Raw genomic sequence first — 13,142 nt, forward strand, 5'->3', positions numbered from 1 at the left:
TCCGGCCGCGCATGCGATCCGGATCGGCGCGCGTCGCCCGCGTGACGGCCTTGCACTAGAAATCCGCGACCTTGCCCCATGCGGACTCGCTGAACCGGCTGGGCCGGTACGGCGTCGGGTCGACGAACGGTTGCGCACCGGACGCGAGATCGGCGATCAGGTGTCCGGCGCCCGGCCCGATCCCGAAGCCGTGCCCCGAAAAACCCGCCGCCAGGATCAGCCCCGGCACGCCCGGCACTTCGCCGATGCCCGGCACGCCGTCCGGCGTGCTGTCGACGTACCCGGCCCACGCGTGCGTGATCTTCGCGTCGCGCAGTTCGGGCAACAGTTCGGCCGCGCGGCGATACGTTTCGGTGACCGTCGGCATGTCGGGCTTCGGATCGAGAATGCGTACCGCTTCCATCGGCGTCGGCGCGTCGAGGCGCCAGCGCTTCAACGTTTCATGGCCGCCGCGCACGCCTTCGAGCCCGCCCGGCAGCAGGTTGCGCCAGCGCTTCGCGAACATCGGCACGAATTGCGGCGCGAAGCGCAGGAACTGCGGCGTCAGGTCCACGCGCGCGCGGCCGCTGATCGCCAACGCGTAGCGGCCGTCGCTGCGGCGCGTCACGGACACGCCGGACGTATACATCGCATCCGGCAGCGGCGTTTCGACGGGCGACACGCTCAGGATCGACTGACGGATCGATGCCTGCGGAAACCGGATGCCGAGCTGGCGGCAGAACGACGACGCCCATGCGCCGCCCGCCATCACGGCCGTGCGGGTCTTGATGACGCCGGCCTCGGTGACGACGCCGGCGACGCGGCCGCCTTCGAGCTCGATGCCGCGCGCCGCGCAGTGCTGATGGACACTGCCGCCCAGCTTGATCAGCGCGGCGGCCACGGCCGGCGCGGCCTTGCCCGGATCGGCCGTGCCGTCGGTCGGCGAGAACACGCCGCCCTTCCATTGCCGCCCGGTTGCCCGTCCGCGCTCGGCCGCCTGCTTGCTGTCGAGCATGTACGTGGTCACGCCTGCGGTCTTCGCGAATTCGCCCCAGCTGGCCCAGCGGGACAGCTCGGCCTCGTCGTTGCTGAGATACAGCAGCCCGCAGCGATGAAAGCCGGTGTCTTCACCGGATTCGGCGGCGAATCGTTCCCACAGATCGATGCTCTTGCTCGCCATCGGCAACTCGCGCGCGTCGCGGTTCTGCTGCCGGCACCAGCCCCAGTTGCGGCTCGATTGTTCGGCGCCGATGCGCCCCTTCTCGACGAGTGCGACCGATATACCGCGGCGGGCCAGATAGTAGGCGGTGAAGACGCCGATGATGCCGCCGCCGATCACGACGACGTCGGCCGCGGCCGGCGGCGTGGACAAGGTTTCGATATGACGCAGCGGAGGGGACATGCTCAGTCTCGTTCGGTGGAGGGTTTGACGTTCTGCATCACGTAGAACTTCGCCACGCGCTCGCTGCTTTCCCACCCGATCGCCGCGCCGCGCGGCACGAACAGCGCATCGCCGGCGCCGAGCGCCAGCACGCTGCCGTCGGGCGCCGCGAACCGGACGCCACCGTCCAGCAGGAACATGAACTCGTTCGCGCGATGCGGCCGGACGATCCGGTGATACGGCGTCGAATCCCATGTGCCCGCGCAGTACCCGGCGCCGTCGTCGGTGAACACGTTGTCGCTGCGGCATTGCGGCGCGGGGCCGAGCAATACCTCGGCCGGCAGCGTGGCGGACGGTTTGAAGTCCGCTTCGGCGCGCAGCGCAAAGAGGCCGCGTTTCGTCGGGTGCGCGCACGCTGCCGCGCAGAACATCAGCAGCACCGGCGCTTGCGCGGCGATGCGCAACGCCGTGCCGCCGCCGATGACGGCGCCCTGTCCCGGGCCGACCACGAGCGGTGCGGCCCCGGCCGCTTCGAGCGTCAGTTCGCCCTGGACGACGACGAGGGTTTCGATGTGCGGAAAATTCGCCACGTCCAGTTCGCCCGCGAAGCCGATGCGCCCCGCGGCCATCGCGTCGGGGCCTTCCCACGCGATCTCGCGATGCGACGCGAACGGATCGCTCGCCCCGAACGCCTGCTTGCGGAACGTGGTGGAAGAAGGTGCGCCGTCGGCACGATGCAACACGAAAACTGCGGTCATTTCTGCTCCTGTGCGGTGCGTGACGGATTCGTTCGGAAGCTGTCACGCGATATCGGAAATCGTCGTTCGCCGGCGCGCCGGCCGGACGCCCTCAGCGGGGCACGTCGTCCATGCCCGTGCTCACGCCGCGTGATACGACGCATCGCGGCGTTCGCTGCGCACGCGCGTCGCCGTCGCTCGCGCCGGCGCGCCGCCCGTTCGGGCGACCACGTAGTCGCGCGGCGTGATCCCGAGCACGCGCCGGAAATGCCGGCACAGATGGCTCTGATCGAAGAAGCCGACGTCGGTCGCGACGACCGACGGCGCGAGACCGGCGCGCAACAGGTCCTGCGCCCGCCGTACCCGCACGAGACACAGATACCGGTGCGGCGACAGCCCGGTTTCGCTGCGAAAGCGCGCGGTGAAACGCGACACGCTCAGCCCGGCCACCGCCGCGAGCGTATCGAGGTTCAGCGGCTGCGCGAACGACACGTCGATCGTGCGCAGCACGTCGCCGATCGCCGGCGAGACGGGCCGCGCGACACGCGGCGAGCCAACGAATTGCACTGTCATATCGAGTTCTCCCGGCGCTCGCATCAATGCAGGAAATCCTGCATCCGGTAATACGCGCCGACGAGCGGCAAGAACCACGCGTGCCCGAAATGGCCGGGCATCGCCGGCCAGTCGAGTTCGCGCCACGGGTTCGACGCGGCCGCGCCATACAGCACGTCCGCCATCACGCGGCCCATGTGCACCGACATCTGCACGCCGTGGCCGCTGTAGCCCATCGAGTAATAGAGCCCGTCGTGCTGGCCCGCGCGCGGCAGCCGGTCGGCGGTGATGTCGACGAGGCCGCCCCAGCAGTAGTCGAGCCGCACGCCGGCCAGTTCGGGGAAATAGCCGGCCATGCCGGCGCGCAGGATGTCGCCGCTCTTCGCGTCGGAGCGCGGGCTCGACATCGCGAAACGCGCGCGGCCGCCGAACAGCAGCCGGTTGTCGGGTGTCACGCGGAAGTAGTTGCCGATCTGGCGCGACGTCACGTACGCACGGCGATGCGGAAACAGCCGGTTCAACTGCGCGTCGGGCAGCGGCTCGGTCACGACGATGAAGCTGCCGACCGGCGCGATGCGCCGCCGGAACCACGCGAACGGCCCGTGCTGCGACGCGCCGGTCGCGACCAGCACGCGGTCGGCGACGAGCGTGCCGCGCGTGCAGGCGACCCGGTGGCGCTCGCCGTCGAGCCGCTCGAGCTGCGTGACGGCCGCATGCTCGTACACGCGTGCGCCGGCACGCACGGCCGCTTGCGCGAGCCCGACGCCGAACTTGCCCATGTGCATCTGCGCGCCGTTGCGCTGCAGGAGCCCACCGTAAAAACCGTCGGATGCGATTTCATCGCGGATCCGCGACGGCTCGATCAGTTCGATATCCGGATCGACGTCGCGCCGCAACGCGTTGAAGGTCTTTTCGAGCCCCGCGAAATGCTGCGGCTTCGCAGCCAGCTTCAGCTTGCCGGCGCGCCGGAAATCGCAGTCGATCGCCTGTTCGGTCACGATCGCCTCGACGCTCTTCACCGCGCTTTCGTACGCGAGATAAAACTGCTTCGCCTGCGCGGCGCCGATGCGCGCGGCCAGCGACGCGTAGTCCTGCGCGACGCCCGTATTGCACTGGCCGCCGTTGCGGCCGGACGCTTCACCTGCGACCTGCGCGGCTTCGAGCACGACCACCGATACGCCGCGCTGCGCGAGCGCGAGCGCCGCCGACAAGCCGGTGAAGCCGCCGCCGATCACGGCCACGTCGGCCCGCCCTTCGACGGGGCCAATGCTGCCGGCGCGAAACGCGGGGCGTGTATCCAGCCAGTACGATTCCAGTTTCATCGGATCCTTTGTGCATGCCGGCAACGACGAACGGCAACCATTCAATGCGAATCATTTAACCATTGGCAAAAACCGCGGTTGCCGCGTATTCGCACACGGCACGCGTACAAATTGCCGTTTTGCGCGACCGTCGCAGCAGACTATGCGGCGGGCCGTCCACCGCACCGCGCGATGAACGGTTCGCGCGGTGCGTACTACAGCTGCACCGGCGTGACGCCGGCGGAAACCGGCTCCGCCTGGAAACGCGCGAGATCTTCCTCGCTGCGATGGCACAGCACCTGCGCGCCGTTGCCGAGCGTGCGCAGCGACGGGGCCGTCCGGTTGCACACGCCGTCCACGCGCATCGCGCAGCGCGACAGGAACGGACACAGCTCGGCCTCGTTCTCGCGCTCGCCGATCGGCACCAGCGGCCGGTGACAACGCTCGGCCGCATCGTCGAGCCAGCCCGAACGCAACTCCGGCGCGGACGACACCAGCAAGTGCGAATACGGGTGATAAGGCGGCGCGCATAGCGCGTCGCGGCTGCCCGTCTCCACGCGGCGGCCCGCATACAGCACGACGATGTCGTCGCTGATCGCGCGCACCTTCGCGATGTCGTGCGTGATGAACACGTACGACACGCCGAGCTTCGCCTGCAGGTCGCGCAGCAGCTCGATGATCGCGGCGCCGACCACCGTGTCGAGCGCCGACGTGACCTCGTCGCACAGGATCAGGTCGGGCTCGGCCGCGAGCGCACGCGCGAGGTTCACGCGCTGCTTCTGCCCGCCCGACAGCTCGCCGGTACGCCGCGACGCCACCGCTGGCGGCAGCCGCACGAGCTCGAGCAGCTCCGCGACGCGCTGGCGTGCACGCGCGCCCTTGATCCCGTGGTAGAACGCGAGCGGCCGTGCGAGCGTGCGCTCGACGGTATGCACCGGGTTGAGCGCGGTATCGGCGTTCTGGAACACGATCTGCACGCGGCGATGCTGCTCCTTGGTGCGCTTGCCGATATCGCGCGCGAGCGGCACGCCGTCGAGCAGGATCTCGCCGCCGGTCGCCGGCACGAGGCCCGCGATCACCTTCGCGAGCGTCGTCTTGCCGGAGCCCGATTCGCCGATCACGCCGACCGTCTGCCCGCGCCCGATGCGCAGGTCGACTTCATGCAGGATGACCTTCGCGGGCCAGCCGTTCGCGGTGCGGCCGCCATAGCCCGCGATCGCGCCGCGCACGTCGAGCAGCGGCGCCGATGCGGCCGGCTCCGGTGCTTGCGCCTGCGCGCCGCGTTCGGCATCGTTCGGCGTGACCGCCGCGATCAGGCTCTGCGTGTACGGGTGCGTCGGCGCATGCAGGATCTGTTCGGTGTCGCCCGCCTCGCGGATCACGCCGTCGCTCAGCACGACGATCCGGTCGGCCATCTGCGCGACCACGGCCAGGTCGTGCGATACGTACACCGCACTCATCCCGTAGCGCCGGATCACGTTCTTGAACGCCTGCAGCACGTCGATCTGCGTGGTCACGTCGAGCGCGGTGGTCGGCTCGTCGAGGATCACCAGCTCGGGATCGGTGATCAGCGCCATCGCGGCCATCAGCCGCTGCAGTTGGCCGCCCGATACCTGGTGCGGATAGCGCTTGCCGATCGTCTCCGGCTCCGGCAGCGCGAGCGCGCGAAACAGCTCGATCGCCTTCGCCTGCGCGTCGCGCTTCGTCATCGTCTTGTGGATCAGCGCGCTCTCGATCACCTGGTCGAGAATCGTGCGCGACGGATTGAAGGCGGCGGCCGCGCTCTGCGCGATATACGCGACCTTGCGGCCGCGCAGCGCGGTCAGCGCTTGCGCCGAAAGCGTACATACGTCGGTGCCGTCGAGCTTCACCGTGCCGCCGGCGATCCGGCATCCGGCGCGCGCATGGCCCATCAGCGACAGCGCGATCGTCGTCTTGCCGGAGCCCGATTCGCCGATCAGCGCGAGCACCTCGCCGCGCCCGATCTCGAAGTCGACGCCGTGGACGATCGTCGTTTCCTCGCCGCCCGGCCGGCCACCGACCACGCGCAGCCCGCGCACCTCGACGAGCGGATTCGATTCGTGTCGCATCAGTGTCCTCCGGCGGCGCCGGCCGCGCCCTTGCGGCGGCCGCGATGCGGCAGACCGTCGATCATCAGGTTGACGCCCACCGTCAGGATCGCGATCGCGACCGCGGGCATGATCGCGACGGCCGAGCCGTCGCCGAGGCTCGCGATGTTCTCGCGCACGAGCGAGCCGAGGTCCGCATACGGCGGCTGCACGCCGAGCCCGAGAAAGCTCAGGCCGCTCAGCAGCAGCACGACGAACGTGAAGCGCAGCCCGGTGTCCGCCAGCATCGGGTGGATCATGTTCGGCAGCATCTCGACGCACGCGATGTACAGCGCGCTTTCGCCGCGCGCCCTGGCCACCTGCACGAATTCGAGCGTGCTGATGTTGACGGCCAGCGCGCGCGCGATCCGGTACGAGCCCGGCATGTAGCTGACCGCCGCGGTGAGGACCAGCAGCGGCAGCGACGAGCCGAACGCGGCGACGAACATCAGCGCGAACATCTTCGACGGAATCGACGTGAGCGCGTCGAGCAGCCGGCTCATCGTCTCGTCGACCGCGCGGCCCGACACGGTCGCGAGCAGCCCGAGCGTCGTGCCGGTCACCGCGGCGAGCAGCACCGCGGCCAGCGCGAGCAGCACGGTCAGCCGCGTGCCGTACAGGATGCGGCTCAGCATGTCGCGGCCGAGGAAGTCGGAGCCGAACGGCAGCTTCGCGCTGAACGGCGCGAACACGTCCGGCGTGACGATCGCGCCGACGTCGTGCGGTGCGAGCAGCGGCGCGAACACCGCGACGAACAGCATCAGGCCGGCCATCGACAGGCCGACGCGGCCGCCGGCGGTCAGTCCGATGCGTGCGCCGCGGCGCTTGCGCGGCTGGTCGGGGGACGGCGCCGCGGGCGGCGTCGCGCCTCCCCACGGCGAGCGCGGCTCGCCTGACGGCGGCAGCGCGCTGCTGCGATGAACGGGTTCGGTCGGGTGCATGGGCGGCATCTCGGTAGGTGGACGGGGACGCTCAGGTCCGCAGTCGCGGGTTCGACACGATCGAGCACAGGTCGGCGAACAGCACGAGCGTCAGGTAAGCGACGCAGAAGATCAGCGTGCACGCCTGGACCAACGGGAAATCGCGGTTGCTGACGGCGTCGACCATCAGGCTCGCGAGGCCCGGATAGTTGAAGATCGTCTCGACGACGATCACGCCGCCGAGCAGATACGACAGGCTCAACGCGATCGCGTTGGCGATCGGGCCGATCGCGTTCGGCAGCGCGTGGCGCAGCACGACGCGCGCGGGGCTCGCGCCCTTGAGCACGGCCATCTCGACATACGACGCGCTCAACTGCTCGATCACCGCGGCGCGCGTCATGCGCGCCATCTGCGCGATCACGACCGCGCACAGCGTCAGCACCGGCATCGCATACGCACGCAGGAAATCGTGCAGGCTGTCGATCGGGCCGCCGTACGACAGCGCGGACAGCCAGCGCAGCTTCACCGCGAACACGAGCACGGCGACCGTCGCGATCAGGAACTCCGGCGTCGCGACGAGCGACAGCGTGCCGAGGCTGATCACGCGGTCGATCGCCGACTCGCGCTTGACCGCCGCGAGGATCCCGAGCAGCAGCGCGATCGGCACCGATACGGCGGTCGTGATCGCCGCGAGCGCGAGCGACTTCGGCAGGCGCCCGCCGATCAGCTCCGACACCGGCATGTCGCCGGACAGCGACCGGCCGAAATCGCCGTGCAACAGCCCGGCGAGCCAGTGCACGTAACGCACGTGCGCCGGCATGTCGAGACCGAACTGCTGGCGCAGCGCGGCGACCGTCTCCGGCGTCGCCGACTGGCCGAGCGCGGCCTGCGCGGCATCGCCCGGCAGCAGGTTCGTGATCGTGAAGATGATCGCGGACACGATCAGCAGCGTCAGCGCGGTGACCGCGATGCGCCGGCCGATCAGTCCGATGAGAATTCGGTTCATCGAGCGGGACTCCCGAAAAAAACGCGCGTGGCCGGCGCGGTGGCCCGCACCGGCCGCGCGACGGCGGCCAGCGACAACGTCATGCGTTCCACCACACGTTCTCGGCGAACATGAAGCCCATCATCCCGCCGGTCGGAATCGAACCGAGGCCCGCGAGCCGCTTGTCGTATCCGTCGAGGAAGCTGATGAACGCCGGAATGCCGACCCGGCCCTGCTGCGACACGATCACCTGCATATCGCCGTACATCTGCTTGCGCTTCGCGTCGTCGGTTTCCGAGCGCGCGGCGAGCAGCAACTGGTCGAACTTCGCGTTCTTCCAGCCCGACTCGTTCCACGGCGCATCCGACTTGAAGAACTGCGTGAACAGCACGTCGGCGCTCGAGCGCGGGTTGATGTTGCCGAAGGTGAGCGGGTGCTTCATCCAGTGGTTCGACCAGTAGCCGTCGGGCGACGCGCGGTTGACCTGCAGGTTCAGGCCGATCTTCTGGCCGGCCTGCTGCAGCAGCACGGCCATTTCGATCGACCCGTTCGCGTCGGAGGTCGCATAGAGCGGCGGCAGCGTGGCGCCGAGCGCACCGGCTTTCTGGAACAGGAATTTCGCCTTGTCCGGGTCGTGCGGCCGCTGCGGCAGCGATGCGTTGAAGTAGCGATGGCCCGGCGGAATCGGCTGGTCGTTGCCGATCACCGAGTAGCCGCGAAACACCGCCGAGCGGATCTGCTCGCGATCGAACAGGTACTTCATCCCTTCGACGAAATCGGGATTCGCGACGATCGGGTTGTCGCTGCGCGCGATCAGGTCGGTATAGAGGCCCGACTTGGTTTCCCTCAGCGCGTAGCCCGGCGTCGACGAGACCCGCTGCGTCGAACGCGGATCGATCGCGTTGATCAGGTGCACGTCGCCCGACAGCAGCGCGTTCAGGCGCGCGGCGCTGTCGCTGATGCCGATCAGCTCGATCTCGTCGAGATACGGCCTGCCCGGCTTGAAGTAGCTGTCGTTGCGCACGCCGACGGTCGATACGCCCGGCTTGAACGATTTCAGCTTGTACGGGCCGCAGCCGATGCCGGCCGAGAAGTCGGTCGTGCCGTCCTTGACGATCACGAGCTGCGGCGTCGCGAGGATCACCGGCAGATCGGCGTTCGCGCTCGCGAGCGTCAGCGTGACTTCGTCGGGGCCGGTCGCCTTCGCGTCGGCGAACTGCTCGGCGAGCGGCTTGACCTTCGACGCGGTGGCCGGGTTCTTGTGGCGCATCAACGAATACACCACGTCGGCCGGGCCGACCGGCTTGCCGTCGTGGAACGTGACGCCCTTGCGCAGCTTGATGATCCAGGTCTTCGCATCGGTCGTCTGCAGCGACTCGGCGAGGTTCATCTGCGGCGTCAGGCTCGCGTCGAGCTGTGTGAGGCCGCTGTAGAACATGAAGAAGCGCGTGTAGTCCGCGCCCGTCGAGCCCTTGGCCGGGTCGAGCGTATCGGCCGTCGAGCCGGATTCGTTCGCGACCCGGATCTTGCCGCCGCGCTTCGGCGCGGGCGCGGCGAATGCCGAGCCTGGGGTCGTCAGCAGTCCGCCGGCACCGGCAGCCATCATGCCGCCCGCCGCCATGACCTTCATCATGTCGCGGCGCGTGAAGCCGCCCTTGCCGCCATTGTCGATATCGTCGCTCATCCGAACTGCTCCTGACTGTGGAAAGTGGGTCCAAGGGTCCAGCGTGGTTGTTCAATCCCGCCGTGCCCGCTTGCTGGTGGCGGGTACGACGTCGTTCACATGCAATTCATTTAAGCATCGCCAAAATGCCGGTTGTCCCGATTCGAGGCGCCCTCACGATACGAATCGACCGTTTTGGGTAGCCTGCGCAGCATGATTTGCTGCATGCGCCGGGGACCGCCGGCGTGTGCCGGCCGCATGCCGACGCGCGTGAAAGTTCAGAGGATTGTTCGCCGGCCTCGACGCGCTCATGCCGAACGCGCGGCGCGAATGCGCGCAGGCTTGCGCGACGTGGCGACGCCGGCAGCCTGCCGCCTGCGCGGGATTTCCCCCGGAATCGCGACAGGCGGCGGCAGGTGTGCGCGGCGCGGCGCCGGAGAAACGCGTCGCTTACAGCCCGAGCTGCGTCGCGAGCTGGCCGATGTCCGACACTTCGTAATAGTTGTAGAACGGCGTGCCCGGCTCGTGGCCGCGGTTCACGAACGCCTTGTGCTTGATGCCGAGATCCTCGGCCGTCATCAGGTCGTAGCGCAGGCTCGACGACACGTGCAGCACGTCCTCCGGCTTGCAGCCCAGCTTGTCGAACATGTATTCGAAGCCCTGCATCCGCGGCTTGTACGATTGCGCCTGCTGCGCGGTGAACACGGCGTGGAACGGCGCGCCGAGCTTGTCGACGTTGCTCATGATCTGGTCGTCCATCGCGTTCGACAGGATCACCAGCTTGTACTTCGACGCCAGCCGCGACAGCCCGGCCGGCACGTCCGGGTGCGGGCCCCAGGTCGGCACCGCATGATAGAAGAGCTCGGCCTCGGTTTCGTCGAACTTCACGCCGAGCCGCGCGCAGGTGCGGCGGACCGCGTTGACCACGACGTCGCGGTACGGCTTCCACGCGCCGAGCACCTCGTCGAGCCGATAGGCGGCGAACGCGCGCACGAATGCCTCCATCGCGGCCGGCGACAGCCGGTCCGCATAGATTTCGCGCGCCGTCTCGGCCATCCGGAAATGGGTCAGCGTGCCGTAGCAGTCGAAGGTGATGTACTTCGGTTCAAACTGGATCATGGTGACGTCCTGTCGGTGTGAAGCCCCGGCAGGGCCGGGGATGGCTGGGTTCAACGAAATTGAATCAGGGCAAAAAGTCGTTCGCGCGTCGTTCCGCGCCGCTCAAAACGCAGAATCGCCGCGTGTTGCCCGCCACATGCAGCACGATCTGCGGCGCGATCGGGCGCGGCGGGGCCGGCCGAGCGGCGCCTCGTTACCGCAGCGGGCTCGCCTGCCGGTGCGGCGCTTCGGCAGGCGGCGGCTGTGGCTGTGGCGTGCTTCATCGTAGTGGCATTCCACAGCACATGTGACCGGATCGACGTGCCGCGCCGGCACGATCCGCGCGTTCGTTCGCGCCGATCGCGCCGGTTTGCATCGATCTCGCGGGCACGCCCGCCGCCGCCGGAAAACAGGCGAATCGTCCTATCCGTGCCGCCACCGCGCTGGCAGAGTGAACGGATCGTTCCCACCCATCCGGAGTCCGGCGTGTCCGACCTCAATCCTTCCCGCACGCTCATCTATCGCCCGTTCGCCGAATCCGACCTGCCTGCCGCCCATCGACTGTCGGAGGCGGTCAAGTGGCCGCACCGGCTCGACGACTGGCGCTTCGCGTTCCAGCTCGGCAGCGGCTTCGTCGCCGAAGACGAAACCGGCGTCGTCGGTACCGCGCTCGGCTGGCGCTTCGGCGAATCGCACGCGTCGCTCGGCATGGTCATCGTGTCACCCGAACGCCAGGGCTGCGGCATCGGGCGCGAGCTGATGACCCGCGTCGTCGACAGCCTCGGCACGCGGACCATTTTTCTGCATGCGACGCCGGCGGGCGAGCCGCTGTACGCGAAATTCGGCTTCGAGGCGATCGGCACGATCGACCAGCACCAGGGCGCCGCGTTCCAGCCGCCGCTGATCTCGCTCGCGCCGGGTGAGCGCCTGCGCCCGCTCGGCACCAACGACGGGCCGCGCCTCGCCGCGCTCGCGTCGCGCGCGGCCGGCTACGAACGCGGCGCGGTGATCGAGGCGCTGCTCGACGTCGCGAACGGGATCGCGCTCGATCGCGACGGCGAGCTGCTCGGCTTCGCGCTGTTCCGCCGGTTCGGCCGCGGCCACGTGATCGGCCCGGTGATCGCGCCGGATGCGCTGCGCGCGCAAGCGCTGATCAGCCACTGGCTCGCGCTGCACGAAGGCATGTTCGTGCGGCTCGACGTACCGGGCGACAGCGGGCTGTCCGACTGGCTGCAGGGGCTCGGGCTGCCGCGCGTCGACACCGTCGTCGCGATGGCGCGCGGCGCGACGCCCGAACGCAACCCGGCGCTGCGCGCGTTCGCGATCGTGAACCAGGCGCTCGGCTGAGCGGAGCGCACGATGAGCTTTCTCTACAAGGCCGACCCGGTGCGCGGCGCGCAGTGGGCGGCGCGCTTCGCGCAACAGGCGCCGGACCTGCCGTTCCGGATCTGGCCGGACCTCGGCGACGCCGAAGCCGTCCGCTATCTCGCCGCATGGCAGCCGCCGGACGATCCGGTCGCGCTGCTGCCGAATCTCGAAGTCGTGTTCTCGGTCGGCGCCGGCATCGACCAGTTCGACCTGTCGCGCGTGCCGCCGCACGTCCCCGTCGTGCGGATGATCGAACCAGGTATCGTCGAAGGGATGGTCGAATACGTGACGCAGGCCGTACTGACGATCCATCGCGACCTGTTCGACTATGCGGCCCAGCAGCGCGACCAGGTGTGGCGCGAGCATCCCGTGCGCGCGGCCGCGTCGCGACGCGTCGGCGTGCTCGGGCTCGGCACGCTCGGCCAGGCTGTGCTCGACACGCTGCGGCGCTTCGGTTTCCCGTGCGCCGGCTGGAGCCGCACGCCGCGCACGCTCGACGGCGTCGACTGCTATGCAGGCGATGCGGCGCTCGATGCGTTTCTCGCCCGCACCGACATCCTGATCTGCCTGCTGCCGCTCACCGACAGCACGCGCGGGCTGCTCGGCGCGCGCGTGTTCGACGCGCTGCCGGCCGGCGCGTCGCTCGTGCAGGTCGGGCGCGGGCCGCAACTCGATGAAGCCGCACTGCTCGCGGCGCTCGCGAGCGGCCGCGTCGACAGCGCGATCCTCGACGTGACGGATCCCGAACCGCTGCCGGCCGGCCATCCGTTCTGGACGCATCCGCGCATTCGCATCACGCCGCACATCGCCAGCGCGACGCGGCCCGACACCGCGGTCGACGCCGTGCTCGCGAACCTCGCTCGCCATCGCGCGGGCCAGCCGATGATCGGCGTCGTCGATCGCGCGCGCGGCTACTGACGGGCACGCCCGGCCCTGTCGGGCGCGCAGCAGAAAATGCCGAAGCGCCCCGCACAAACGCCGCGCGCATACGTTTCGGGCCGCAAATTGAAGACACGGTCGAATTTCTCGCCCGGTAGCATGAACTCACCG

The 13,142-nt window shown here is 69.2% G+C and carries 11 protein-coding genes; 2 read left to right on the top strand and 9 right to left on the bottom strand.

The features are described from left to right. Positions 1–55: 55 nt before the first annotated feature. The 9 genes from WS61_RS30630 to WS61_RS30670 form a co-directional block, all read right to left on the bottom strand. On the bottom strand, positions 56–1,381 hold the full coding sequence (locus WS61_RS30630; protein ID WP_059506167.1) for an FAD-binding oxidoreductase: 1,326 nt from the start codon (positions 1,379–1,381) through the stop codon (positions 56–58). A gap of 2 nt (positions 1,382–1,383) precedes the next feature. Further along, a complete protein-coding gene (locus WS61_RS30635; protein ID WP_059506169.1) occupies positions 1,384–2,118 on the bottom strand; it encodes a cupin domain-containing protein in 735 nt (244 codons plus the stop codon). A 120-nt stretch (positions 2,119–2,238) separates the two neighbouring features. Continuing rightward, the gene (locus WS61_RS30640; protein WP_059506171.1) at positions 2,239–2,670 is read right to left on the bottom strand and encodes a helix-turn-helix domain-containing protein; all 432 of its coding nucleotides are present in this window, start codon (positions 2,668–2,670) and stop codon (positions 2,239–2,241) included. Between the two features lie 23 nt (positions 2,671–2,693). Further along, positions 2,694–3,971, bottom strand: coding sequence for an FAD-binding oxidoreductase (locus WS61_RS30645; RefSeq protein WP_059506173.1), 1,278 nt, complete (start codon positions 3,969–3,971; stop codon positions 2,694–2,696). Between the two features lie 194 nt (positions 3,972–4,165). After that, complete coding sequence (locus WS61_RS30650; RefSeq protein ID WP_059506175.1) at positions 4,166–6,040, bottom strand: ABC transporter ATP-binding protein; 1,875 nt, start codon at positions 6,038–6,040, stop codon at positions 4,166–4,168. Further along, the gene (locus tag WS61_RS30655; protein ID WP_059506177.1) at positions 6,040–6,999 is read right to left on the bottom strand and encodes an ABC transporter permease; all 960 of its coding nucleotides are present in this window, start codon (positions 6,997–6,999) and stop codon (positions 6,040–6,042) included. Before WS61_RS30655 ends, WS61_RS30650 begins: the two co-directional genes overlap by 1 nt. 31 nt (positions 7,000–7,030) lie before the next feature. Beyond that, the gene (locus tag WS61_RS30660) at positions 7,031–7,984 is read right to left on the bottom strand and encodes an ABC transporter permease (protein WP_059506180.1); all 954 of its coding nucleotides are present in this window, start codon (positions 7,982–7,984) and stop codon (positions 7,031–7,033) included. 79 nt (positions 7,985–8,063) lie between these two features. Next, complete coding sequence (locus WS61_RS30665) at positions 8,064–9,647, bottom strand: ABC transporter substrate-binding protein (RefSeq protein WP_059506182.1); 1,584 nt, start codon at positions 9,645–9,647, stop codon at positions 8,064–8,066. Between the two features lie 429 nt (positions 9,648–10,076). Then, positions 10,077–10,745, bottom strand: a complete 669-nt coding sequence (locus tag WS61_RS30670) for a haloacid dehalogenase type II (RefSeq protein WP_059506184.1) — start codon at positions 10,743–10,745, stop codon at positions 10,077–10,079. 465 nt (positions 10,746–11,210) lie between these two features. Here WS61_RS30670 and WS61_RS30675 point away from each other — a divergent pair, with 465 nt between their 5' ends. After that, positions 11,211–12,071 (top strand): GNAT family N-acetyltransferase, encoded by an 861-nt coding sequence (locus tag WS61_RS30675; RefSeq protein WP_059506186.1) that lies wholly within the window; start codon positions 11,211–11,213, stop codon positions 12,069–12,071. 12 nt (positions 12,072–12,083) lie between these two features. Further along, positions 12,084–13,010: a glyoxylate/hydroxypyruvate reductase A gene (locus tag WS61_RS30680; RefSeq protein ID WP_059506187.1), complete on the top strand. Its 927-nt coding sequence runs from the start codon at positions 12,084–12,086 to the stop codon at positions 13,008–13,010. Positions 13,011–13,142: the final 132 nt, after the last annotated feature.

Source organism: Burkholderia sp. ABCPW 11 (assembly GCF_001523445.1).
Classification (GTDB): Bacteria; Pseudomonadota; Gammaproteobacteria; order Burkholderiales; family Burkholderiaceae; genus Burkholderia.

Excerpts from the sequence above, each read along its gene's own strand:
- WS61_RS30630 (WP_059506167.1), bottom strand. The coding sequence starts at position 1,381 with ATGTCCCCTCCGCTGCGTCATATCGAAACCTTGTCCACGCCGCCGGCC.
- WS61_RS30635 (WP_059506169.1), bottom strand. The coding sequence starts at position 2,118 with ATGACCGCAGTTTTCGTGTTGCATCGTGCCGACGGCGCACCTTCTTCC.
- WS61_RS30640 (WP_059506171.1), bottom strand. The coding sequence starts at position 2,670 with ATGACAGTGCAATTCGTTGGCTCGCCGCGTGTCGCGCGGCCCGTCTCG.
- WS61_RS30645 (WP_059506173.1), bottom strand. The coding sequence starts at position 3,971 with ATGAAACTGGAATCGTACTGGCTGGATACACGCCCCGCGTTTCGCGCC.
- WS61_RS30650 (WP_059506175.1), bottom strand. The coding sequence starts at position 6,040 with ATGCGACACGAATCGAATCCGCTCGTCGAGGTGCGCGGGCTGCGCGTG.
- WS61_RS30655 (WP_059506177.1), bottom strand. The coding sequence starts at position 6,999 with ATGCACCCGACCGAACCCGTTCATCGCAGCAGCGCGCTGCCGCCGTCA.
- WS61_RS30660 (WP_059506180.1), bottom strand. The coding sequence starts at position 7,984 with ATGAACCGAATTCTCATCGGACTGATCGGCCGGCGCATCGCGGTCACC.
- WS61_RS30665 (WP_059506182.1), bottom strand. The coding sequence starts at position 9,647 with ATGAGCGACGATATCGACAATGGCGGCAAGGGCGGCTTCACGCGCCGC.
- WS61_RS30670 (WP_059506184.1), bottom strand. The coding sequence starts at position 10,745 with ATGATCCAGTTTGAACCGAAGTACATCACCTTCGACTGCTACGGCACG.
- WS61_RS30680 (WP_059506187.1), top strand. The coding sequence starts at position 12,084 with ATGAGCTTTCTCTACAAGGCCGACCCGGTGCGCGGCGCGCAGTGGGCG.